This is a genomic window from Roseospira visakhapatnamensis (assembly GCF_014197915.1).
Lineage (GTDB): Bacteria > Pseudomonadota > Alphaproteobacteria > Rhodospirillales > Rhodospirillaceae > Rhodospira > Rhodospira visakhapatnamensis.
This window is the reverse complement of record NZ_JACIGK010000015.1, coordinates 63449-85837: the sequence shown is the minus strand read 5'-3', so window position 1 is coordinate 85837 and position 22389 is coordinate 63449. Positions and strand designations below refer to the sequence as shown.

The window sequence follows — 22389 nt, the reverse complement described above, 5'->3', positions numbered from 1 at the left end:
GTCCGGAGGGCGGAAAACCAACGAGCCGCACGCTGGTCGCGCACGGCCCGGAAAGGCGGGATTTTGACGGGGTGACGGGGCCTTGTCAACGCGTTCGGATCATTGTTTCAGGGTAACGTCCTGGGATAACGCCGTGGGGTTACGGCACCAGCCGAGGCGCGGCGTGCCGCCCGGCGTCCGGCGGTCGACGCCGCGCCGGCGAGGCCCCGTCACCGATACGGATGGTCGGTGTTGTTCAGGAAGTCGCGCACATAGCGGCCGACGCCGTCTTCCAGCGACGTGAAGGGACGATCATAGCCGGCGGCGCGCAGGCGCTCCATGCGGGCCTCGGTGAAGTACTGGTACTTGTCGCGGATGGCCTCCGGCGTGTCGCGCCACGTCAGTCGGGGGTCCTGGTCCAGGGCGCGATAGACCGCCGTGGCCAGGTCCAGGAAGCTCCGCGCCTGGCCGGTGCCCAGGTTGAACAGGCCGCTCACCTTGGGCGCGTCCAGCAGCCAGAGGATCACGTCCACCACGTCACCCACCCATACGAAATCGCGGGTCTGGCCTCCGTCGGGAACGTCCGGCCGATGCGAACGGAACAGCGAGAACGCCTCTCCCCGCGCGGCCACCGGATGGATCTGGGCCACCACGCTGCTCTGCCCGCCCTTGTGGTACTCGTTGGGGCCGTAGACGTTGAAGAACTTGAGCCCCACCCACTGCGGCGGCGCCACCCGCCCCTGGTCCAGGTCGGCGCGAATCCGTCGGTCGAACAGGTGCTTGGACCAGCCGTAGGCGTTCAAGGGCCGCAGCCGCGCCAGGGCCTCGGCCGAGAAGTCGTCGTCGAAGCCGGCCGTGCCGTCGCCGTAGGTGGCGGCGGAACTGGCGTAGATCAGCCGCGTGTGATGGTGGGCGCACCATTTCCACAGGTCCAGGGACAGGCGAAAGTTGGTCTCCACGATCAGGTCGGCGTCGGTTTCCGTGGTCGCCGAGATGGCGCCCATGTGGATGATGGCCTGAATGGCGCCCCGGTGATGGTCCAGGTAGTCCAGCAGGGCCTCCGGCCGCACCACGTCGTGCACCGCCCGCCCGGCGATGTTGCGCCACTTGGCGCCCGCGCGCAGGCGGTCGCAGACCACGATGGGGCCGACGCCCCGATCCTCCAGGGCGGCGACGATGTTGGACCCGATGAAGCCGGCGCCGCCGGTGACGATGTACATGCCTGGTGTGGTCCCCTGAGTATGGTCCCCTGAACGGGTTGCGTCTGTCCCCGGGCCCGGCGCGCCGGATCCGGGGACGACGGACATCAGAAGCCGGCGCTGCCGCCGGTGAAGCCGATGGGCGCCGGCGCGACCTCCAGCACGTTGCCGTCGGCCTGGATTTCCATGACCGACAGGCCGCGCTCCACGGTCCCGTCGGGACGGAAGCGGAAGATGCCGGCGACGCCGCTGAAGCCGGCCGCGTCGGTCAGCATGGCCCGGTCGAACCGTGGCCCGCCGGGCACCCGCGCCAGCACGGCGGCCAGCGCCACGGCATCATACCCCAGGCTGGCCAGGTCCGGCGGCGCGGTACCGAAAGCGTCCTGGTACTTGGCCGCGAACCCCTGCACGGTGTTGCGCGGCGGCGCCGGAAACACGCCGCCGGCCAGCGCGCTTTCCCGCCACAGGCGCGGGTCGTCCCACAACATGGTTCCCATGTAGCGCACCCGGTCGGCGTCGATGTCCACATAGGCCAGGGCGTTGACGGCGGCGCGCAGGCCGTCGCCGGTATCGGGGATCAGGATCGCCTCGGCGCCCCGCAGGGCCTGGGCCGGCCCGCGCACGTCGGCCGCGTCCGCGGCGTACACGCGACTGTCCACCAGGGCGACGCCGCGCGCCGCCACCTGCTGGCGGAGCGCCTGGGTGGCCACCCGGCCATAGGTCTCGTCGGGCGCCAGGGCGCCGAAGCGGGTGCGGCCCTCGCCCATGGCGAACTGCACCATGCGGGCCACCTGCTCGCGCACCAGGAAGCCCATCACGAACACGTTGCCGCCGGCCACGGCGGGATCTGTGGTGAACGCCACCAGGTTGACCCCGGCGCTGGCGGCCACCGGGGCGGCGGCCCGGGTGCCCCCGCTGAACACCGGTCCCAGCAGCACCCGGGCACCCTGGCCGAGGGCCGCGCGCGCGGCCGCCGCCGCGCCGGCCGGCGTTCCCCTGGTGTCGTACGGTTGCAGCACGAACCGCTCGTCGGCGACATCGAAGGCGGCCATCTGGGCCGCGTTCAGGATGCCCTGACCAACCGGAGCCGCCGGACCCGACAGCGGCACCAGCAAGCCCACGCGCACCATGTCACCGCGACCGCCAATACTCCCGTATCCGGTCTGCCCGTACGGAGTCAGCCCGCCGGACAAGGGCATGTTCGGATCCGGGCTCAGGGGCGCGCGCTGGGCCTGTGGCGCCGGCTGAAGCCGTGGCGCCGGAGGATCCAGGGTGCCCCGCGACGGCATCGGCGACCCGGCCGGCGCGCAGGCGGCCAGCAGCAGGCCCGCCAGGCCGACCAGCACCGCCAGGGCGCCGGGGGATTTCACGCGCTGGGACGCGCGCGACGACATCGGGCGTGGACTCACCGGCCGCTCTCCTCGATACACTCATGCCAAACGATCATGCCGACGGCCCACGCGCGAGACCGTGGGTCGGTCCGTCGGGCCGAGTCCGGCCCCCATCTCCACCCGGCCATGGGCACATGGCGATTTTCAGGCACGGCGACCTCGCGACGCCGGGCCGCCCCGGGATCGCCCCCGGGCCGCCCGCGATCCACCGCCAGCAACAGGGGTGACGACGATCCGACAGCCTAGCGACCCGGATTCGGCAAGTAAACATGGCGCGGCCAACCCGCTCCCGCCCGGCCTGTACGTGGTGGCCACCCCCATCGGCAACACCGGCGACATCACCCCACGGGCGCTGTCGGTGCTGCGGAGCGCGGCGGTGATCGCCTGCGAGGACACGCGGGTGACCGGATCCCTGATGGCGCGCCTGGGCATCGCCACGCCGCTGATGCCCTATCACGAGCACAACGCCGCCCGCCAGCGCCCCCAGGTGCTGGCCCGGCTGGCGGACGGCCAGGCCGTCGCCCTGGTGTCGGACGCCGGAACGCCGCTGGTGAGCGACCCGGGCTACCGGCTGGTGGGCGCGGTCATCGAGGCCGGGTATCCGGTGGTGCCGATCCCCGGCGCGTCGGCGCCGCTGGCGGCCCTGGTGGCCTCCGGCCTGCCCTCGGACCGCTTCCTGTTCGCCGGGTTTCCGCCGTCCAAGGACGGCGCCCGTCGCCGCTTCCTGGCCGAGCTGGCGCCGATCCCGGCCACCCTGGTGCTGTTCGAGAGCGCGCGGCGCCTGCCCGCCTCCCTGATGGCGGCGGCCGAGACCCTGGGGGACCGCCCCGCCGCCGTGTGCCGGGAACTGACCAAGCTGTACGAGGAGATCCGCCGCGACCGCCTGCCCGCCCTGGCCGCGCACTATGCCGAGGCCGGTCCGCCCCGGGGCGAGGTGGTGCTGGTCATCGGTCCCCCGGCCAGCGACGTCGCCGCCGGCCCGCCCTCCGAGGACGACCAGGACGACCGCCTGCGCGCCGCCCTGGCCGAGGGCCTGCGCGTGAAGGAGGCCGCCGCGCGGGTGGCGGCCGAGACCGGCGTGCCCCGGCGCGATCTGTATCGCCGGGCCCTGGCCCTGGACACCGGGGAGCCGGACTCATGAGCCGGTCGCGCCCCGCCGCCGCCCGCCGGGCGGCCGACCGCGCCGGCCGCGCCGCCGAGGACGACGCGGCGGCATGGCTGGAGGCGCGGGGCTGGACCGTGCTGGCCCGGCGCGCGCCCGGCCAACGGGGGCGGGGCGTGGGCGAGATCGACCTGATCGCCCAGGACGGCCCGGTGCTGGTGTTCGTGGAGGTGAAGGCCCGGCCCAGCGCGGCGGCGGCCCTGGCCGCCGTCACACCGGCGCAGCGCCGGCGGCTGGCGACGGCCGCCGAAGCCTGGCTGGCCGCCCACCCGGACCACGGCGCGGACGGCGTGCGCTTCGATGTCGTCGCCGTACCGGCGGACGGCGCCCCCGTGCATGTACCCGACGCCTGGCGGCCGGAGCCCGAGGCATGATGAAGGCCGGACAGGGATGGACGCGGACCATCGTCGCAACCGGCGGCCGTTCCGCCGCGATCGCCCGTTCCCGCGCCAGCCCCGGGTCCCTGGCCCGCCACGTCGGGCGCGGGTATGGTGGGCCGGTTCGATCAGACCGGGAGGGTTCGTGACGTCCCCCACATCCCCAGTCCCCGTCCCAGTCCCCGTGCCCCCCGGCGCGGCCGGCGAGCCGGCGGCGCGCCAGTGGTTCATGGCGGCGGTCACCCATCTCCAGGCCGGGCGGCACGCCGCCGCCGAGGACGCCTTTCGTCGGGTCCTCCACCTGTTGCCGCACCACGCCAACAGCCTGCGCAACCTGGGCCTGCTGGTGCGCGCGCGCGGCCGGCCGATCGACGGACTGCGCCTGCTCACCCGCGCGCTGACCCTGGACCCGGCGCTGGCCCGGGCCCCCGACCTGCCACTGGCGACCTTGTTCGCCCAGGATCTGGCACGGGCCGAGGCCGACGGGGATGCGATGGGCGCCGGGCGCATCGCCGCCGCCTGGGCGCGCTGGTGCCCCACCGATCCACGCGGGCACGGCGCGCTGGTGATGCGGCGGCTGGCCGACGGCGACACGACGGCCGCCGAGGCCGCGTCGCGGGCGGCGCCCCCGGACGCCCGGGACCCCACCCTGTGCCACGCGCGGGCGCTGCTGGCGCTGCGCGCCGGACGCGCCGCCGAGGCCACCCGACAGACCACGCTCGCCCTCGCGCTGGCTCCGGCCTATGCCGATGCCCTCACCACCCTGGGCCTGATCGCCCAACGCCACCGGGACGGCGCCGGCGCCGAGACCGCCTTTGCCCGCGCCCTCCAGTTGCGCCCGGACCTGCCGGCGGCGCGCCTGGGGCTGGCGCGGCTGCGCCTGTCGGAGGGCGAGGCCGACGCCGCCGCCGCGCTCATGCTGGCGGTCCCCCCCGCCATCCGCCACGCGCCGGCCCATGTGGGCGACCTGCTGTCGGTGCTGCACCACGCCCCCGGCCTGACGCCCGAGGCCGTGCGGACCGAACGCGATGCCTGGGCGCCCGCCACCGGCGCGTGGCGCCCGCCACACCCGGCCGAGGCCGCCGCCCTGCCCCAGGCTCCCCGACATCTGGTGTACCTGGGGGACCTGACGCGGCCCCAGGTGGCGGCCCTGGCCCTGCCGGCGATGCTGGCCCATGCGGCGGTGGCGGCGGCGCGACACGCCCGGGTGAGCGTGCTTCACACCACGCCCCCCGACCAGCCCGCGCCCCCCCTGCCGCCGGACCTGCCCGTCGACCACGTGCGCGGCGTGCCCGCGCGCACCGCGCCGGCCCTGCGCGCCGCCCTGGCCGCCCTGGCGCCGGACGTTCTGATCCTGGTGACGCCGACCACGCTCCCCCAGGCGCTGGAGGCATTGGCCGAGCGTCAGGCACCGGTGCAGGCCCTGTGGGGTGACGTCTTCGCCAGCATCGGCCTGACCGGCCTGGACGCGGTGTTCACGGACCGCTTTCACGTACCGGACCGCGCGGCCCGCGACGGCCTCGCCGAGTCTCCGGTCTGCCTGCCCCACGGCGCCTACCTGTTCGCGCCTCCGGACGCCGCGCCACCCCCCGGCCCGCCGCCCTGCCTGAGGGATCCCCACGGCGCCGTCACCTTCGGGTCGTTCAATCGCCTGGACAAGCTCCACGACCCGCTGCTGGCCCGCTGGGGACGGATCCTGGCGGCCCTGCCGTCGGCGCGGCTGCTGATCCAGGCCCGGGCCCTCGACCGGCCCGGCCTGCGCGACGTCCTGGTCCGCCGGCTCACCCGCCAGGGCCTGCCGCCGAACCGGGTGCGGCTGGAGGGCGGCCGGGACCGCGCCGGCATGATGGACCTTTATACCCGGGTCGACATCGCGCTCGACAGCGATCCCTGGTCGGGCGGCCTCACGGTCCTGGAAAGCCTGTGGATGGGGGTGCCGGTGGTGGCCCTGGCCGGCGCGCCGCTGTGCGGCCGGCACGCGGTCTCGCACCTGACGCGCGCCGGACTGGCCGACTGGATCACGACCACGCCCGACGCCTATGTCGCCCGCGCGATCGCGGCGGCCCGGGACACCGCTACCCTGACGGATATCCGCGCCACGTTGCGCGGTCGGGTGGCCGCCCTGCCCTGCCTCGACCCCGAATCCTTCGCCCGCCAACTGGACGACGCCTGCACCGGGCTGTGGGCCGACCATCGCGCCGGCCGTCCACCCGGGTCGGGCGCCTGGGCCTGGCCCGGCCCCGATCCGTCCTGACGCCCCCCGCCGGCGCCAACCGTTTTCACGGGTCCGTCTTGGGCACCCACAAGGTCTGCCAGGCGGACAGCGAGTCGGCCCCGTCCAGCCAGGGGTTCAAGGCCCGCACCACGGCCTCGGTCGTGCCCTCGCGGGCGGCGAAACCGGCCACCGTATCGCCGGCCTCGGCCATGGCGCGTTCAATGGGAAAGTCTGCGGTGCCGCGCACCTCGCGCACCTGAAGCCGCGTCTGGCGCGCCGCGTCGGCCTCGGCGCGAACGCGCTCAAGCGCCGCGCGGAGCCGATCCAGCTCGATCTCGGTGTCGTCGGCCCGATCCTGGATGGTCTCGTTCAGGTCCAGCGATCCATCAAGGGCCTGCGCCAGGTCCGCGTTCTCCTCGGTCAGCAGATCCGCCTGCTCGCGCAAGGCCACCGCCTCGCGTTCGGTTTTCTCCAGCGTCGCCCGCAGATCCGCCACGGTGGTCGCCTGACGCCAGGCGATCACCGACACCCCCACCACCGCGACGGCGGCCAACACGGTTCCGACCGTGGCCGTCGACGAGCTTCGTCGGAGGCGTGTTCCCCCCCATCGTGCCATGCTGGGTCCCATCCCTGTTCGCGCGACACCGCCCGTCGCGCGGCCGTTGCCCGTCTTGATCAGTTACCCGTCTTGATCAGTTAAAGGTCCGCACGTCGCAGGTCTGCCCCATCTCGCTGATCTTACCGCACAGTGCACGGGCCTCGGTCTTGGTGGCGAACGGACCGGCGTAGAGGCGATGGAAGGTGCCGCGCCCCTCGATCTGGACATGCTCGATACGCGGTGACAGCGCCCCCAGCAGGCCCGGATAGGCGGCACGGAACGTCGCCCAGCCGGAGTCGGCGGCGGCGGCGGAGCCGAAGGACGCCAGCCGGACGCCAGCCCCGGACCAGGCCCCCGCCCCGGCGGCGGCCGGCACCGGCGCGCTGGCCACGCGGGAGGACGGCGCGGGCGCCATGGCCGCGCCCGGCGTGGATGCCGGCGCCGCGGCGTCGGCCGCCGGACGCGGTGTCCGCTGCACCGGCCAGGCGGTCGCCTCACCGGCGGGCTGCGTCCCCTGGGGTGGCGTCCCCTGGGGTGGCGTCTCATGGGGCGGAACCAGCGGTCGCGGTCCCCCGTCGGCGGAGGCTGGCGACGAGGACGGCGCCAACGCCGGGGATGGGGCCGGGGATGGGGCTGAACCCGGCGACGACGCCGATGCCGCCCCGGCGCCCGTCCCGCCCCCGATCGGCTCCAGCGGCCGCACCTCGGCGGCCGTCCTCGGCGCGGTATTCAGCGGATTCATGTCCGCCGGTCCGGGCGGCCGAGCGGCGATCAGGCGATCGCCGGTACCGTTCTTGTAGGCCACCAGGGAGCGCGCCTGCCCCTGGTTCTCCGCCGTGCTGACCTCGCGCCGCACGAAGTAGCCCACCGCCGGCGCGTGATAGGTGTTCAGGCGCAGGCCATCCGAGCGCGCGCACGCCACCTTGTAGGCGTTGAACGAGCCCGCCGGCACGGTCACCAAATTGGTGCCGACCACGCGGCAACTCCAGCGCAGCGACTGGCTGTAGGGCGGCTGGTCCATGCCGGCGGCGACCACGAAGGTGGTTTCGTTGCCGACCACCAGCGGCCAGAGGTCGCCCTGTTTCTCGGTGATGATCCGGGTGACCGCGCCGATCTCCGGCGCCGCCGATCGGAGGCTGGGCAGCAGCGGATCAACCGTGGTCTGCCGGGTGCCGCCCAGATCGCTTTCCCAGGCGACCTTCTCCTCGGTGACCTGGGTGATGGTCCAGGTCTCGCGCGGGCTGTCGAACACATAGGTGTCGCCGACGGAATAGACCGGCAAGGGGGCCGGCCCCAGGGCCGTGCTGCTGGCGGTGACCGTCGAGACGGCGGACGCGGGCGCGGCCGAGGCACCCTCGGCGCCGTCCGTGGCGGCGTCGCCCGATCCCTCGCAGGCGCCGAGGACCAGCGACCCGGTGACCGCCAGCCCCATGGTGACCGCCTTCCGTCCGATCGACCGGCGCGCCGGCCGCGCCGACGGTCCCACCCCCTGCGTATTGATGCCGCGCGCGTGTCGCATCCGCCGTCACCCTTCCTGCCATGGCGCCCGCCGCCACGAAGCGCCGCCCGCTCAAGCATCCCGCGCGGGCCCGATGTCCCCCGCGACGCTCCAGCCCGTTGATGTGATGCTCGATGATCCCCGAACGCGGATCCCGCCTTCGGGCACCCGTCCAGACCCGAAATGGTCAGGGCGGATCATAGTGCATATGGATCAGTCTCGCCAAGCCTATACCAAATCTTGTTCAATCGACGCATCACAGCCGGCCCGATCCGATCGGGTCATGGGCGGCGTCATCCGAACAGGGAATCGATGTCGTCCTGGCTGAGGCCCTGGTTTTCAAGCTGCGGACCGTTCAGCAGCCGGCTTTCCTCGTCGGCCGACGCATCGTCCTGGGGCAGCGGCAAGTCGAGGAAGGCATCCCGGCCCCACTCCTCGACAATGGCGCGGATGCGGTCCTCGATGAACTCCAGGGTCTTGACCACCTTGGTGATGCGCTGACCGGTGATGTCCTGGAAGTTGCACGCCTCGAAGATCAGAGCCGCCTGATTGCTCATGTCATGCAAGCGCGGGGACAGCAGGTCGGTGTCGCCGACCTCGGTCAGCATGGCGTCGCAGTGGCCAGTGATGGCCTCGGCGGCGTCCATGATGGAGTTGGTGGCCCGCTCGGTGGCGGCGACGATGGCATCCAGTTCGCTCGCGGCCCGGACCATGCGATCATCGTCGGCCTGGGCCATCGGATGCTTGATCTCGGCGATCTCGCGCTTGGCCGTGGCCAGGCTCCGCACCATGCGGGCCACCTCGATGCGCAGAAGCTGGGCTTCCTCGTCATCGTGCGCCATCCCGTGATGATGGGCGGGTTCCGGCGCGGGCTCCGGTGTCGGCTCGGCCTGGGGTTCGACCGGCGCCGGCCCGGGCGCCTCGCGGTCGCGCGCGTCCATCTGCTCGCGCAGGGCCCGCACCTCCTCCCGCAGGGCACGAATATCCGCCACCAGGGTGCCCAGTTCGCCGACCTCGGTCAGGGCGCCAAGACCCATTGCCGGCCCCAAGCCATCGGCGCGCCGCATGTGCCGCTCAATGGAAAAGGTGCGCTTTTCCTGTCCTCGCCGTCCGCTGTCCGGCGCCTTGTCCATGTCTTGCCACCTCCGTCGGCGCCAACCGCGACCGGATCAAGCACCGGCCAAGTCAAGAATAGCCACCATCCTCTTGTAAAACTATCAACACGGGTCGCGCAAGGGCCGCTCCGGCCAAGTCCCGCGTTGGCGAGGGTTTCCGGCGATCCCGCATGGCGGCCGAGGGGACCAGGCCGACGCCAAGACCTTCAACAGCCATGATAAGGACGCATGGCATCTGTACGGAAAAGAGTATGGTGGTCGGTCGTCCGGCCGCTTACGGTCCACCGCAGATGATCGTCGTGATCGTCGATTGTCACGCGGATGGTCGTGTTCCCAAGGCATCCTTGGATGCCAAGGCGAAGCTTGGCTTGACGCAACGGAACATCGGATGCCTCATCCGGTGCGGGTCTCGTCTCTGACGGGTTCCCGACGTCTCCCAGACGTGAAACCTCCCTGTTCCACTTGCCCCGGAAAGCCTTGGCTTTCCGGGGTTTTTTTTGTGTCCGAACCGTGTTTCCGGCGCGCCGGTCCCCGGCACGACCGGTCCCGCCCCAGACAACCGGCAGACCCGGCACCCGACAAGGATCGATCTTCGGGGCGTCGGCCACCCTAGGTATCCTGCCACGAGTGGCCCGTCGAGGAAAGCCCCGGACCGGCGCCCACGCCCCCGGCGGATCCGGGCCGGCCCGCCCGGGGTATGCGCCACATGCATCGGTCGTGGGTCCGCGACCACCGCAACGCCCCACCACGGCGGACCGGTCGTCCCCTACTCCGCCGCCGCGACCGGCGCCTTGACGGCATCGGGCGCCGGGGGTGCGGCCTCCCGGGGCCGTTCGCCGGGCAGCCGCAGGCCGACGACCACGACCAGCGCCGCCAGGGCCGACAGCAGCAGGAACAGCACCGCGAAGTCGCCGGTGGTGGCCCGCACCAGCCCCACCAGGGGCAGCGCCAAACCGCTGAAGCCGAAGGCCAGCACGAATTTCAGGCCGTAGGCGGTGGAGCGCCAGCGGCTGGGCGTATAGCGGGCCAGCAGGCTGTTCTCCGCCGGCAGCGCGCCGATGTTGAACGACACCATCAGCACCGCCACCAGCAGCAGCGGCAGGCCGGTGGCCACGGCGGCCAGGGCCAGGACGGGGGCCTGAAGGACATACATGCCCACGTATACGGACTTCAGCGACAGCCGGTCGGCCAGATACCCCGTCAGGATCTGGAACACCGCCGCGATCCCGTAGACCAGCATCACCGCCACGCCGATCCCGCTGGCGCCGCCGCCGAACAGGTCGCCCCAGGCCGCCCCCAGGCGGTCGTCGAACAGCTTGGGCATGCTGGCCTGGGTGGCCTGGTAGATGAGCCCGCCCGCCAGCATGGTCAGGGCGACGATGCCGTAGACCCGCACCGTGTCGCGGCGATCGGGGGCCGGATCGGCGCGCGCGTCGGTCTTGGTCTCGATGATCACGCCCCGGGCCAGCATCCATACGAAGGCCAGGCCGATCATCACGGTCAGCCCGCCGGGGATCAGGAAGGCCGACCGCCAGCCGAACAGATCGATCAGCACACCGGCGCTCACCCCGCCCACCGCCGGTCCCAGGGCTCCGAACGCCCCGTTGAAGCCGAGCGCCTGGCCCCGGTTGACGGCCGTCCGCACCAGCCAGGCGATGCCCACCGGGTGGTAGATGGACCCGAACACGCCGAGGACCGTCAGCGCCACGGCCATCTCGACCGGTCCGCCGGCCAGGCCGGCCCACACGGCGCTGCCCCCCACGCCCAGGAAGTAGACGGCCATCATGCCGGTGGCGCTCCAGCGGTCCCCCAGCCAGCCGGTGACGGGCGCGGCGATGCCGAACATCAGCTTACCGGCCAGGATCAAGGCCAGCGCCCCCTCGTAGGACACGCCGAACTGCGCCGGCAGGACCAGCGCCACCACATAGAAGATGGGCTCGTAGATATGGCTGACGGCGTGACCGGCGCAGGAAAAACCCAGCGCCGTGCGCGCTTGCACGGGGGTCATGACGGGAATCCATGGCTTGAGAAAAACCGTAAGAAGTCTCGCACCCCCGGTCGGCACCGACAAGAGCGCGCCTGCCGCGACCACGACATGGTGGCATGCGATGGCCGACGCGCCACACCCGCCGGACCGCCGGACGGCACCGCCGCGTCAGGCGGTGGCATCGCCCCGCGGCGCCGCCTCGGCCGCCTCGCCGTCATCGATCGCTTCCCGGCAGGCCTCCCGCAGCGCGGCGGCCAGCAGGCGCTGATTGCGCTCGTGGGCCACGCCGGGGCGCCAGCACAGCACCAGGCGGCGCGCCGGCGTGGTCCTGCCGGCCAGGGGACGGACCACCACGCCGCTGCCCGGCGCGACCTCGCGCGCCACGGCGATGCGCGGCAGCAGGGTGAAGCCCAGGCCGCCCGCCACCATCTGCGTCAGGGTGTTCAGACTCGTGGCCTGGAAGGTCTCGGAGCCGCGCCCCCCGTCCAGATGGCAGGCGGCGAGCGCGTGATCCCGCAGACAGTGGCCGTCTTCCAGGGTCAACAGCGGCTCGGTGCTCAGGTCCGCCTCGGCGACGTGCGTTCCGGCGGCCAAGGGATGGTCGGCCGGCAGGGCGACCATCACGTCCTCCTGCCCCAGTTCCTCGCCCCGATTGCCGCGCAGGTCGAACGGCTGGGCCAGCAGCGCCGCGTCCAGCCGGCCGGCGGCCAGCGCGTCCAGCAGCGCGGTCGAGGGGTCCTCCCGCAGGTAGAGACGCAGGTCCGGATAGGCCCGTCGCAGCGCCGGCAACGCCAGCGGCATCACGTAGGGACCGATGGTCGGAATGACCCCCAGGCGGAACAGGCCGCTCAAGGGCCGCATCCCGACCTGGGCGGCGTCCACCAGGGACTCGATGTCGGCCAGCAGGCGCTCGGCGCGGTCGACGATGTCCCGCCCCAGGGGCGTGATCACCACCTGGCGGCGCGTCTGCCGTTCGATCAGGGTCGCGCCGAGCAGGGTTTCGAGTTCGCGAATCCCCGCAGACAGCGTGGATTGCGTGACATGACAGCGTTCCGCCGCCTGACCGAAGTGCAGCGTCTCGGCGACGGTCACCAGGTATCGCAGTTGACGGGGCGTGGGAAGAGGGCGCATGGCACAGCGACTTCGGCTGGAGCAAAGGGAGTCTCCGGCCAGCCCACCGGATCCGTGGTCTGGTCCTGGGACGGTCGTGGCGGGGTCAAACCCTCCCGGGCCCCACGCCAGGCTGACGCCGGGACCGGAACGGAAACGCACTCTGGAACGGGGCCGGCAGGACAGCCGCCTCACGAGGGTCACTGTGGACCGGTCGGCGACACGCGCGCCATGACAGACGTCAGCCAGACCGGATCAGCCAGACAGGAATCGCGCCGGTTTGATACGGGTGAGATCGATATGGGCATCGGCGTGCGCGCGAAAAGCCCCAACAAATCCCTGGACGTGCGAATTATTCTCAATTACTGTGGCGACCTGTGGTGAAAGGATCGCCCGAACGGCGCTCGACAGGCAAGGGACGGCGACGCCCCGGAGAGCCGACCGTTCGGAGGTCGGTGAGAGAAGAGGACACAAGACCATGTTCAAGGCCATGAGGCGGAGCCAGGGTGTCCGGTGTCGGGGCGCAGGCGATGCCCTCGGCGGGGGACCGGCGCCGGACGACTGGGATGGCCCGGGCGACGACGCAAACACCGGTCGCGCCCGGCGCTGGCGATGGGGTCGGCGTGGCGGACACCAGACCGCGAGCAGCGGCGATAGCGCGTCCGCGAGCGACCCCGGGACGGAGCATGGACCCGGCCGGTGTCATGGTCATGGTCACGGCCAGGGTCACCATGGGCACGGTCATCATGGGCACGGACACGGCTGGGGCCGGGGTCGGGGCCTGCGGCATGTGCCCCCGTTCGAGGGGCGGTCCCTGAACGACATCGCACCCGGCGAGAGCTGTCGAATCTTCGCCCTGCATGGGCGCGGCGCGGTGCGCCAGCGGCTGATGGACATCGGCCTGGTGCCCAACGCCACCCTCACGGTGGTGCGTAGCGCCCCCCTGAACGACCCGATCGAGGTGCGCGTCGGCGCCACCCTTGTTTCCGTGCGTCGGGCCGAGGCGGCCCGCATCGAGGTCCTGGATGCCTGACTCCCCCGCGTCGTCGCGCCGCCTGCTGGTGGCCCTGGCAGGACAGCCGAACTGTGGCAAGTCCACGCTGTTCAATGCCCTGACGGGTGTGCACCAGCACATCGCCAACTATCCCGGCGTGACCGTGGACAAGAAGAGCGGCGCCTATCGGGACGACGGGCGCACCGTGGAACTGGTCGATCTGCCGGGGACCTACAGCCTGACCTCGTTCTCGCTGGAGGAGCGGGTCGCGCGTGAGTTCCTGCTCACCGAGCGGCCCGACGTGGTCGTCAACGTCCTCGACGCGTCCAATCTGCGGCGCGGCCTGCACCTGACGTTCCAGTTGCTGGAGATGGGCGTTCCCGTGGTGATCGCCCTCAACATGATGGACGTGGCCCGCCGCCACGGAATGACCATCGACATGGCGACGCTGTCGCGCCGCCTGTGCGTGCCGGTGGTCGGGCTGGTGGGCCACAAGGGCACGGGCCGCGAGGACCTGCGGCGGGCCATCCGCGAGGCCGCCGACCGCGCCGGCCAGACCGCGCCGGCGACGCTGAACTACGGCGACCTGGAGGAGGGCATGGCCGCCCTGCAGGCGCGGTTGTCGGAACTGCCGTCGGTACAGGCCGCCGTGTCGCCGCGATGGCTGGCCGTCAAGCTGCTGGAGGAGGACGCCGAGGCCGAACGCCTGCTGCATGACTGCCTCACCAATGCCCACGGCCTCCTCGATCAGGCACGCCGCACCGCCGAGGATTTCGCCCATCGCAAGGGCCTGTCGGCGTCCGATCACGTGGCCGGCTGTCGCGACCATCTGGCCGGCGACATCATGGCCACCTGCGTGCGGCATCAGGATCCCGGCCGCGTCTCCCTGACCGAGCGGGTGGACCGCTTCCTCCTGAACCGGTGGCTGGCGCCGCTGTTCCTGACGCTGACGGTCTGGGTCATCTACGAATTGTCGATCGTCCAGGGCTACGAACTGACCAAGGTCACCTGGCCGCTGCTGGCGGGGCTGCGCGACCTGGCCGGGTCCGCGCTCCCGTCCGCGGGGTTCCTGCACGATCCGGTGGCCCGGTCCATGGGGCTGTGGATGGTGGACTCCGCCAACGCGCTCCTGAACTACGTGCCCATCTTCCTGATCCTGTTCGCCCTGATCGCGATCCTGGAAGACAGCGGCTACATGGCCCGCATTGCCTTCATCCTTGATCGCATCCTGCACCGGTTCGGGCTGCACGGGCAGTCCACCCTGCCCTTCATCCTGGGCGGCGTGTTCGCCGGCGGCTGCGCCGTGCCCGGCGTGATGGCCACCAAGGGCATTCCCGACCAGCGCGCGCGCATGGCCACCATCCTGACCGTGCCGTTCATGAACTGCCTGGCCAAGGTGCCGCTGTATACCCTGCTCATCAACATCTACTTCGTCGAGACCAAGGGCCTGGTGCTGTTCTATCTGTCCACCATCACGGTGATCTTCGCTCTTCTGGTGGCCAAGCTGCTGTCGGTCTCCGTGCTGCGGAACATGGAAACCGCGCCCTTTGTCATGGAACTGCCCCACTACCACCTGCCGACGGTCACCGGCGTGCTGCGCCGCTCCTTCGATCGCACCTGGCTCTACATCAAGAAGGTGGGCACTGTGGTGGTGGCGGTGGCCACGGTGGTCTACGTGCTGCTTCAGTTCCCGGGCCTGTCGCCCGAGCGCGACGCGCACTATCTGACCCGGGCAGAGACCGCCATCGTGGACTTCCGCGCCTCGCTGGAGGGTAATCCCCTGGTGGCGGCCATTCCCGATCAGGCCAGCCTGGTGACCCTGGTGAACGTCTACACCGACTACCGCGCCGACCGCCTGCTGGCCAGCAGCCGCGAAGCCGCCCAAGCGCTGGACGCCCGGATCACCGAGTCCCATCCCGCCTTCGCGCCGTTCCTGCTGCGCAGCCGCGACCCCCATGCCCGCGCCGCGCAAAAGGCCCTGCGTGACCTGGCGGTGACCCGCAAGTCGTTGCGCCGGGAGATGAAGGACGAGCGCATCGTCAACAGCGTCCTCGGGCAACTCGGCCGCAGCCTGGAGACGGTCACCCAGTACGCCAACTTCGACTGGAAGATCAACGTGGCCCTGCTCAGTTCCTTCGCCGCGCGCGAAAGCAGCGTCGCCACGCTGGGCGTCCTGTTCGATCAGGCCGAGGGGGAAAACCGGACGCTGGAAGACCGCATGGGCGCCGAACAGAAGGCGGCCGGCTACACGGCCATGACGGCGTTGGCGGTCATGCTGTTCTTCGCGCTCTATCCGCCCTGCCTGGCCACCACCATCATGGTGCGGGTGCAGACCGGGTCCTATCGCTGGATGGTCTTTTCCATCGTCTTCCCGACGGTCCTGGCGCTGACCGTGGCCAGCCTGACCTATACCGTCGGCACGGCCTTGAACCTGACCGGGCTTCAGATGATGACGGCGGTCTACCTGTCCGCCCTGGGGCTGTTGCTGATGGTCGGGTTGTTCCGTCAACCCTTCGGCCGCACGCTGGCGCGGCCGGCTTACGCCGATGCCCGGCAGGATGGTGCCTGATGCCCGAGACCTCGACCGCCGGACCGTCCTTGCCGTCGCCCACCTCCGTGGTCGACCTCAGCCACGAAGCGGCGGGCACGCCCTGGGAATGGGGGCTGGTCGCCCTCGCCGTCGCGCTGGCGCTTGCCTTCCTGTGGCGCAGCTACTTCGGCCGCCGCAAGCCGGCCTGCGCCTCCTGCGGCAAGGCCGGCGGCTGTTCGGTGACCCGCGCCGTCGAGGAGATCGACAAGCGTCCTTGACGGCCCCGGGCGGAGCGCGGAAAATCCCTCGCTTTCGTGGGGCAATGGTCGTCGCCTCGCCGGATCACGCGGGACCAGCGGCCGTTCGGACCGCGCCGGGGTCCGGGTCGGCCGGATTGCCCCTCACCGACGGCGCCGCGCGCGACCGCCAAGAGAGGGAGCCTCCCCGTGCCCGATGCCGTGACATTCATCTTGGTCGCCGTGATGGTCCTGGGCTTGCTCTGGGTGCTGGTGCGCAGCGTCCAGGCCGTCATCTATTTTCAGAAGCGCGCCGACAAACGGATCCGCGCCCTGCATGCCCAGGCCCGGCGCGAGGAGGCCGCCTCCGCCGCCCAGGCCGAGTGACGCCGGTCCGGCCCCGGGCGGCGCCACCGTCGAGGATATCGCGACCACGTGCCCGTGGCGCCGCGGCCTCGGTTGACGCTATACCAACGCCTCATGACGACGACCGCCGGTGTCCGTGGTCGCGGGACGGGTGTGTCGTGCTCGTCCGTCACGGGCGGCCACCGGTGCCTCGAGTCGTCGTCCGCCCCCGGACCACCACGGAGCCCGTCCGACCATGGACCGCATCCTCATCATCGACTTCGGATCCCAGGTCACCCAGCTGATCGCGCGGCGCGTGCGGGAATCCGGCGTGTACTGCGAGATCCACCCGTTCAACAGGGTCAGCGAGGACAGCATCCGCGCGTTCGACCCCCGCGGTGTGATCCTGTCCGGCAGTCCGGCGTCGGTGACCGAAATCGACACCCCACGCGCCCCCCAGGGCCTGTTCACCCTGGGCCTGCCGGTGCTGGGCATCTGTTATGGCCAGCAGACCATGGTGGAACAACTGGGCGGGCGCGTCGCCTCGTCCGACCATCGCGAGTTCGGCCGCGCCTTCCTGGACGTCACCGCCGACTGCGCCCTGTTCCACGACGTGTGGGCGGTGGGCGAGCGCGAGCAGGTGTGGATGAGCCACGGCGACCGCGTGGATCACCTGGCCCCCGGCTTCCGCGTGGTCGGTACCAGCGACGGCGCGCCCTGTGCCGCCATCGCCGACGACGACCGGCGCTTCTACGGCGTGCAGTTCCACCCGGAGGTCACCCACACACCCCATGGCGCCGCGCTGCTGCGGGCCTTCACCCACGGGGTGTGCGGCTGCGCCGGGGACTGGACCATGGCCGCGTTCAAGGATCAGGCCATCGCCCGCATCCGCGCCCAGGTGGGCGCCGGACGGGTGCTGTGCGGCCTGTCCGGCGGCGTGGACAGCGCCGTGACGGCCGCCCTGGTGCACGAGGCGGTGGGCGAGCAACTCGCCTGCGTCTATGTGGATCACGGCCTGATGCGCCAGGGCGAGAGCGAGCAGGTGGAGGCCGTCTTCCGCGACCGTTTCAACATCCGTCTCGTGGTGCGCCATGCCGACGACCTGTTCCTCGACGCGCTGGACGGCGTCACCGACCCCGAGGTCAAGCGCAAGACCATCGGCAAGCTGTTCATCGACGTGTTCGAGGACGAGGCCGGCAAGCTGGGCGGCGCCGACTTCCTGGCCCAGGGCACGCTGTATCCGGACGTGATCGAGTCGGTGTCGTTCGCCGGCGGCCCCTCGGTGACCATCAAGTCGCACCACAACGTGGGCGGCCTGCCCGAGCGCATGAACATGGCCCTGGTGGAGCCGCTGCGGGAGCTGTTCAAGGACGAGGTGCGCGCGCTGGGGCGCGAACTGGGCCTGCCCGAGACCATGATCGGCCGTCACCCCTTCCCGGGGCCGGGCCTGGCGATCCGCCTGCCCGACCAGCCGGTGACGCGCGAGAAGCTGGACACCTTGCGTAAGGCCGACGTCATCTATCTGGAAGAGATCGCGCGCGCCGGCCTGTACGACGCCATCTGGCAGGCCTTCGCCGTGCTGCTGCCGGTACGCAGCGTGGGCGTCATGGGGGACGGCCGCACCCACGACCACGTGATCGCCCTGCGAGCCGTCACCGCCACCGACGGCATGACCGCCGACTACTACCCCTTCGACCACACCTTCCTCGGCCGCGTCGCCAACCGCATCATCAACGAGGTGCGCGGCGTCAACCGGGTGGTCTACGACATCACCTCAAAGCCACCGGGCACCATCGAGTGGGAATGAGCCCGACGCGCCGGAGGCCGACGGTCCTGGCCATCTCGGAAAGCGGGACGGTGCGGTCGAGGTTGGCGTCGATGAAGGCCGTGATCCGTCTCTGTCGCGAGGCGCCGAGGCCGCCGGAGAGATAGTGCGCTTCACCATCTCCGACGGCGTACTTCTCAAAAGGCTCAATTAGCGTTAGATATGCATTCCCGGTTTTGGTATTATGGGGAAGATTGAATCTGGGAGGTGCGCATGGATCGGGACACGTTTTTGGTTTGGCTTTCGGAAATCGACGGGCTGATTGAGGTGGTCCCGATTGTTTGGACAGGTTCGGTGGGTTCGTAAGCTCTGAAGGGCTCCCTTGTGGGGTGGTGGGTGATGGTTCAGGCGGCGCGCGGCGCCGGCCAGCTCACGCGCGTTCGCCAGGCTCACGTCATCGACTCGGCCCAGGCCCATATGCCGGCGCCGACCGGCTATCTGGAACCGGTATTCCCAGGTCTTGTTGCCGGCCGCGCTGATGCGCAGGTACAGGCCGCCTCCGTCGGCGTGACAGCCCGGCGTGGTCAGGGTCCGGACCCCGCGCGCCGTCAGCGCGAATGTGCTCTTGGCCACCGCTTCCCTCCACCCGATGTGGTGGGACAGCCGACGAGCCGATTTCACCCCACCACATGACCCACCACACGCCGCGCGATTCAGCGTGACACATGACGACGACGGTAGACAGAAGAACGATTTATTTCAAAGCATTCGAGGACAGCGGCGAACGCACGGCGATCCTCGAAAACACAGAAGTGGCGGATGGGGTGGGATTCGAACCCACGAGACGGTCGCCCGTCTGCCGGTTTTCAAGACCGGTGCCTTAAACCCCTCGGCCACCCATCCGTGCCTGTCGCGGACCGCATGCCCCCGGGAGAGTACACGCACGGCACCGCCGGCGCGTCCGAGGTCGTGCCCACGCCGACGCCCTTTTTGTCCGACGCCCTCGCCGGGGTCAATCCCCGGAGCCTCCCGTCAGTGGAAACGGGTTGCCACGGGCCGGGTGGGGCACGGGCCGGTGCCTGGTCCTTCTTGAAACGGGGCACCGGCAACCCGCCCCAATGCGGAAAGTCACGCTCGGCCGCCGCTGGTCTCAGTCAAGACTGTCCCGATCCCGTTCCAACCCAGGGGCTTCCAACCCAGGGGCCGCGCGGCTGTGGCGCGGATAGGTGGCCCAGTCCGGCGCGTACTCCGCATCGGCCTGATCCCCCCATGTGACCCAGCCGGGGCGGGTGCCCCGCGCGAACAGCTCCAGGTACGGCCCGGGCGAGCACGCCTCGATCAGGGCGTACTGCTCGTCGGGCTTGCGGGAGTGCTCGCGCTTGCGGCTGGCGAGCAGGTTCACCTGGCGGCGGCCGGCCTCGCGGGTGCGGGCATTGCGCCCCCGCACGCCGAACAGGCAGATCTCGGTGACATTGCGGAAGTAGAATCCGACGCCGCGCCCGTCGCTGCCGCCGTCCTTGCGCACCTTGTGCCAGATCAGGTTGGTCTTGTAGGCGAACCCCCAGGCGGCCAGCACCGCCAGCCCCTCGGGCAGCAGCGCGTTGGGCACCCACAGATAGCAGTGCGCCGGTTCGGCCATCAGGCCGGCCACCGGCAGCGCGGCGATCTCGTCCACGGTCAGGGTGCCGTAGCGGGACAGCCGGCGATGCTCCGGCGCCATCTTGCCGGTGCGGTTGGCGAAGCGCCACGGCGGGTCGGCCAGCAGGGTGGCGAAGCCGGGCGCGCCGTCGGCGGGCGCCAGGGCACGCACCTCGGTCATCAGGTCGGCGGCCGGATCGGTCATGCGGCGTGGCGCTGGGTCACGGGACCGCGCGCCTCGACGCACCGAGTCCGGCCCACCATGCGCTCGGCCTTGTCGAGCCCCGGGTGAGGGCTAGTCATTCCGCGCCTCCGGTGGACCGCCCGCCGGCCGGCCAACCAGCCCGGGGACAGCCGACACCGGTTCGCCCGGAGCGGCCAGGACCGAGCCTGCGGCCGCCGGCACCCAGACCCGGAGCGCCGCCGGCTGCAGGCGGAACCGCAGCGGCGGGCGCAGCAACACCACCTCGCCGTCCACCGTGACCCGCAACGCGCGGCGGCGCGCCAGGACGGTCAGGCGCTGCGCGTGATCGGTCAGCAGGTCGGTGTCGGCGCGCCAGTTGCCGGTGACGACGCCCATGGCGAGCCGCAGCATCCGCCAGGGACTGCGATGCCTGGCCACATAGATCGCCATGGCACCGCCGCCCAGCGAGTCCCGGCGCACCAGCAGCCCCGGCTGCGCCCGATAGGCGTTGTCGGCGACCACCAGGGCATGGGTCTTGACGCGCAGATAGCGCCGTTCCGTGGCCAGCACCACCCGCAGGCGGGGGTTGCGCCGCATGGCCAGGGCCATCCGCACCAGAAGCCGTGCCCAGATGACCGGGGTCATGGCTCCCCGGAAGCGTTCGCGCTGGCGCGCGAGGTTGGGCATCAGACCCAGCACCACGTTGTTGAGGAACACCCGCCCGTTGAGCCACCCGACATCGATCCGCCCCACGACGCCATCGGCCAGGGCGGCCACGGCCTCCGTCGGATCCTCGGGCATGGTCAGGTCGCGCGCCAGCAGGTTGGCCGTGCCCAGCGGCAGCACGGCCATCGGCACATCCGTCCCGGCCAGTTCCCCGGCCACCGTGGCAATCGTCCCGTCCCCGCCGACCACCACCACCGCCGCCGCCCGGTCGGCGATCGCGGCGCGGCTGGCGGTCATCAGATCGGGTCCCGACGCCAGGCGCGGGGTCGCGGTGATCCCGCGATCAGCGAGGGCCTTGACCAGACCGTCGGCCAGCGCCTCGGCGGCCCCCGGCTGGCCCACGAGGGATCCGGCGCCACTGTTCACCAGAACCGTGACGGCCCCGGGCGCGTCGTCGGCGGGCGGCGCCTCGTCCGTCACCGCCCCGGGGTCCGTCGGCCTCTTGTCGGTCTCATGCATCCGAGTGGGTCATCCTTCCATCGTCGCGTCGTGCCATCGTGCCATCGTGCCCCGGCGCCTCGACCGACGGCGGTCCAGAAGCCCCCGTCGTGACCGCCGGCGGGTGGGAAGATCATGGCCGATCGCGCGGGTGGTGTCGCCGTCCTTGCGGACGAGGCGCCCCCAAGCCCCACGCGCGACCTCAGCATGGCGCGTCCGGCACGAAAACGGAACGCCGTCGCGCGACAGAGCCCAAAAATCCCTCATGCATGGTGCGAGAAAGTCTCGTTTGTGAAGACGGCGGCGCGGGTTCACCTTGACAGGGTGACCGGGTGGCACAGCCCCGCCCCTCCCTCGGGACAAGGAGTATCCGCCATGCGCGCCGTTTCCGTGTCTTCCGCGCCCATCGCCGTCAAGGCCCCGCTGCCGTCCGGTGGCGCGATCGCTGCCCTGGGGAGCACGGTGGGCATCGCGCGTCACTCAGGCGGCGCGCCCTTGGCCTCGCTCGGAGTCCTGGGCCGCCTGCTGGTCACATGGCAGACCCGCGCCGAGACCCGCCGACAACTGGCCGGCCTGGATGCGCGCCTGCTGCGCGACATCGGCCTGCACCAAGACGAGGTCCACCAGGAGATCAGGAAACCGTTCTGGATCGCCTGAGCCCCCCTTCGGCATCCGGACGCTGTCATCCCTGGCCCTCGCGCGCCGGCCTCCCCTCCCCCGGGGGAGGCCGGTTGCATGTTCGGCGCCGGTTCGCGCGCCGCCACCAAACACCGCTTGCCAACCCCGCCGCAGGCTGGCACCGTGCGCCCGCGCTCGCCGTCGAGCACCCTGGGACCGGTCGTCCTTGGCCCGATCCGTCGGGTTCTGGAGCGTATGCCGCCTTGTGGCATCGGCGCGGTGAC

20 protein-coding genes and 1 tRNA gene are annotated in these 22389 nt (G+C 71.5%); 10 read left to right on the top strand and 11 right to left on the bottom strand.

Annotation, left to right across the window (positions count from 1 at the left end):
• Positions 1–209: 209 nt before the first annotated feature.
• Together rfaD and GGD89_RS11325 are read right to left on the bottom strand one after the other, a co-directional pair.
• The gene (gene rfaD, locus GGD89_RS11330) at positions 210–1199 is read right to left on the bottom strand and encodes an ADP-glyceromanno-heptose 6-epimerase (protein ID WP_184045289.1); all 990 of its coding nucleotides are present in this window, start codon (positions 1197–1199) and stop codon (positions 210–212) included.
• An 86-nt stretch (positions 1200–1285) separates the two neighbouring features.
• Entirely contained in the window at positions 1286–2587 is a 1302-nt protein-coding gene (locus tag GGD89_RS11325) for an ABC transporter substrate-binding protein (protein WP_184045287.1), read from the bottom strand.
• 289 nt (positions 2588–2876) lie between these two features.
• On the opposite strand from GGD89_RS11325, the gene rsmI reads away from it, so the two are divergent.
• The 3 genes from rsmI (at position 2877) to GGD89_RS20550 (ending at position 6362) form a co-directional block, all read left to right on the top strand.
• The gene (gene rsmI, locus GGD89_RS11320) at positions 2877–3710 is read left to right on the top strand and encodes a 16S rRNA (cytidine(1402)-2'-O)-methyltransferase (protein ID WP_343058585.1); all 834 of its coding nucleotides are present in this window, start codon (positions 2877–2879) and stop codon (positions 3708–3710) included.
• On the top strand, positions 3707–4105 hold the full coding sequence (locus tag GGD89_RS11315) for a YraN family protein (RefSeq protein WP_184045285.1): 399 nt from the start codon (positions 3707–3709) through the stop codon (positions 4103–4105). Before rsmI ends, GGD89_RS11315 begins: the two co-directional genes overlap by 4 nt.
• A 187-nt stretch (positions 4106–4292) precedes the next feature.
• Complete coding sequence (locus GGD89_RS20550) at positions 4293–6362, top strand: O-linked N-acetylglucosamine transferase family protein (protein WP_184045283.1); 2070 nt, start codon at positions 4293–4295, stop codon at positions 6360–6362.
• 25 nt (positions 6363–6387) lie between these two features.
• Here the strand turns inward: GGD89_RS20550 and GGD89_RS11305 are convergent, their stop codons facing one another.
• The 5 genes from GGD89_RS11305 to GGD89_RS11285 form a co-directional block, all read right to left on the bottom strand.
• Positions 6388–6876 (bottom strand): LysM peptidoglycan-binding domain-containing protein, encoded by a 489-nt coding sequence (locus GGD89_RS11305; protein WP_184045281.1) that lies wholly within the window; start codon positions 6874–6876, stop codon positions 6388–6390.
• Between the two features lie 139 nt (positions 6877–7015).
• Positions 7016–8440, bottom strand: a complete 1425-nt coding sequence (locus GGD89_RS11300; protein ID WP_184045279.1) for an SPOR domain-containing protein — start codon at positions 8438–8440, stop codon at positions 7016–7018.
• A 272-nt stretch (positions 8441–8712) separates the two neighbouring features.
• The gene (locus GGD89_RS11295) at positions 8713–9552 is read right to left on the bottom strand and encodes a protein phosphatase CheZ (RefSeq protein WP_246423046.1); all 840 of its coding nucleotides are present in this window, start codon (positions 9550–9552) and stop codon (positions 8713–8715) included.
• Positions 9553–10300: 748 nt separating this feature from the next.
• On the bottom strand, positions 10301–11542 hold the full coding sequence (locus GGD89_RS11290) for an MFS transporter (RefSeq protein ID WP_184045277.1): 1242 nt from the start codon (positions 11540–11542) through the stop codon (positions 10301–10303).
• Positions 11543–11689: 147 nt separating this feature from the next.
• Positions 11690–12652, bottom strand: coding sequence for a hydrogen peroxide-inducible genes activator (locus tag GGD89_RS11285; protein ID WP_184045275.1), 963 nt, complete (start codon positions 12650–12652; stop codon positions 11690–11692).
• A gap of 210 nt (positions 12653–12862) precedes the next feature.
• Here GGD89_RS11285 and GGD89_RS11280 point away from each other — a divergent pair, with 210 nt between their 5' ends.
• From GGD89_RS11280 to guaA, 6 genes are all read left to right on the top strand, one after another.
• A complete protein-coding gene (locus GGD89_RS11280) occupies positions 12863–13015 on the top strand; it encodes a hypothetical protein (RefSeq protein WP_184045273.1) in 153 nt (50 codons plus the stop codon).
• 406 nt (positions 13016–13421) lie between these two features.
• Positions 13422–13664, top strand: a complete 243-nt coding sequence (locus tag GGD89_RS20545; protein WP_221238427.1) for a FeoA domain-containing protein — start codon at positions 13422–13424, stop codon at positions 13662–13664.
• Complete coding sequence (feoB, locus tag GGD89_RS11270; RefSeq protein WP_184045271.1) at positions 13657–16194, top strand: ferrous iron transport protein B; 2538 nt, start codon at positions 13657–13659, stop codon at positions 16192–16194. Before GGD89_RS20545 ends, feoB begins: the two co-directional genes overlap by 8 nt.
• On the top strand, positions 16194–16433 hold the full coding sequence (locus GGD89_RS11265; RefSeq protein ID WP_184045269.1) for a hypothetical protein: 240 nt from the start codon (positions 16194–16196) through the stop codon (positions 16431–16433). Before feoB ends, GGD89_RS11265 begins: the two co-directional genes overlap by 1 nt.
• Positions 16434–16601: 168 nt before the next feature.
• Entirely contained in the window at positions 16602–16778 is a 177-nt protein-coding gene (locus tag GGD89_RS11260) for a hypothetical protein (RefSeq protein WP_184045267.1), read from the top strand.
• Positions 16779–16992: 214 nt separating this feature from the next.
• Positions 16993–18543: a glutamine-hydrolyzing GMP synthase gene (gene guaA / locus GGD89_RS11255; RefSeq protein ID WP_184045265.1), complete on the top strand. Its 1551-nt coding sequence runs from the start codon at positions 16993–16995 to the stop codon at positions 18541–18543.
• Positions 18544–18717: 174 nt separating this feature from the next.
• On the opposite strand, the gene GGD89_RS11250 is transcribed toward guaA, so the two are convergent.
• From GGD89_RS11250 to GGD89_RS11235, 4 genes are all read right to left on the bottom strand, one after another.
• Positions 18718–19134, bottom strand: coding sequence for an integrase arm-type DNA-binding domain-containing protein (locus GGD89_RS11250; protein ID WP_221238426.1), 417 nt, complete (start codon positions 19132–19134; stop codon positions 18718–18720).
• Positions 19135–19314: 180 nt separating this feature from the next.
• A tRNA-Ser gene (locus GGD89_RS11245) sits at positions 19315–19404 on the bottom strand.
• 247 nt (positions 19405–19651) lie between these two features.
• A complete protein-coding gene (locus tag GGD89_RS11240; protein ID WP_246423045.1) occupies positions 19652–20344 on the bottom strand; it encodes an MT-A70 family methyltransferase in 693 nt (230 codons plus the stop codon).
• 90 nt (positions 20345–20434) lie between these two features.
• Positions 20435–21508: a diacylglycerol/lipid kinase family protein gene (locus tag GGD89_RS11235; protein ID WP_184045263.1), complete on the bottom strand. Its 1074-nt coding sequence runs from the start codon at positions 21506–21508 to the stop codon at positions 20435–20437.
• Between the two features lie 354 nt (positions 21509–21862).
• On the opposite strand from GGD89_RS11235, the gene GGD89_RS11230 reads away from it, so the two are divergent.
• Positions 21863–22144, top strand: a complete 282-nt coding sequence (locus GGD89_RS11230; protein ID WP_184045261.1) for a DUF1127 domain-containing protein — start codon at positions 21863–21865, stop codon at positions 22142–22144.
• The last annotated feature ends 245 nt before the right edge of the window (positions 22145–22389 follow it).

Coding starts and splice junctions, on each gene's coding strand:
- GGD89_RS11230 (WP_184045261.1), top strand. CDS start 21,863: ATGCGCGCCGTTTCCGTGTCTTCCGCGCCCATCGCCGTCAAGGCCCCG.
- GGD89_RS11265 (WP_184045269.1), top strand. CDS start 16,194: ATGCCCGAGACCTCGACCGCCGGACCGTCCTTGCCGTCGCCCACCTCC.
- feoB (WP_184045271.1), top strand. CDS start 13,657: ATGCCTGACTCCCCCGCGTCGTCGCGCCGCCTGCTGGTGGCCCTGGCA.
- GGD89_RS11315 (WP_184045285.1), top strand. CDS start 3,707: ATGAGCCGGTCGCGCCCCGCCGCCGCCCGCCGGGCGGCCGACCGCGCC.
- GGD89_RS11300 (WP_184045279.1), bottom strand. CDS start 8,440: ATGCGACACGCGCGCGGCATCAATACGCAGGGGGTGGGACCGTCGGCG.
- GGD89_RS11290 (WP_184045277.1), bottom strand. CDS start 11,542: ATGACCCCCGTGCAAGCGCGCACGGCGCTGGGTTTTTCCTGCGCCGGT.
- rfaD (WP_184045289.1), bottom strand. CDS start 1,199: ATGTACATCGTCACCGGCGGCGCCGGCTTCATCGGGTCCAACATCGTC.
- GGD89_RS11285 (WP_184045275.1), bottom strand. CDS start 12,652: ATGCGCCCTCTTCCCACGCCCCGTCAACTGCGATACCTGGTGACCGTC.
- GGD89_RS11295 (WP_246423046.1), bottom strand. CDS start 9,552: ATGGACAAGGCGCCGGACAGCGGACGGCGAGGACAGGAAAAGCGCACC.
- guaA (WP_184045265.1), top strand. CDS start 16,993: ATGGACCGCATCCTCATCATCGACTTCGGATCCCAGGTCACCCAGCTG.
- GGD89_RS11280 (WP_184045273.1), top strand. CDS start 12,863: ATGACAGACGTCAGCCAGACCGGATCAGCCAGACAGGAATCGCGCCGG.
- GGD89_RS11240 (WP_246423045.1), bottom strand. CDS start 20,344: ATGACCGATCCGGCCGCCGACCTGATGACCGAGGTGCGTGCCCTGGCG.
- GGD89_RS11235 (WP_184045263.1), bottom strand. CDS start 21,508: ATGCATGAGACCGACAAGAGGCCGACGGACCCCGGGGCGGTGACGGAC.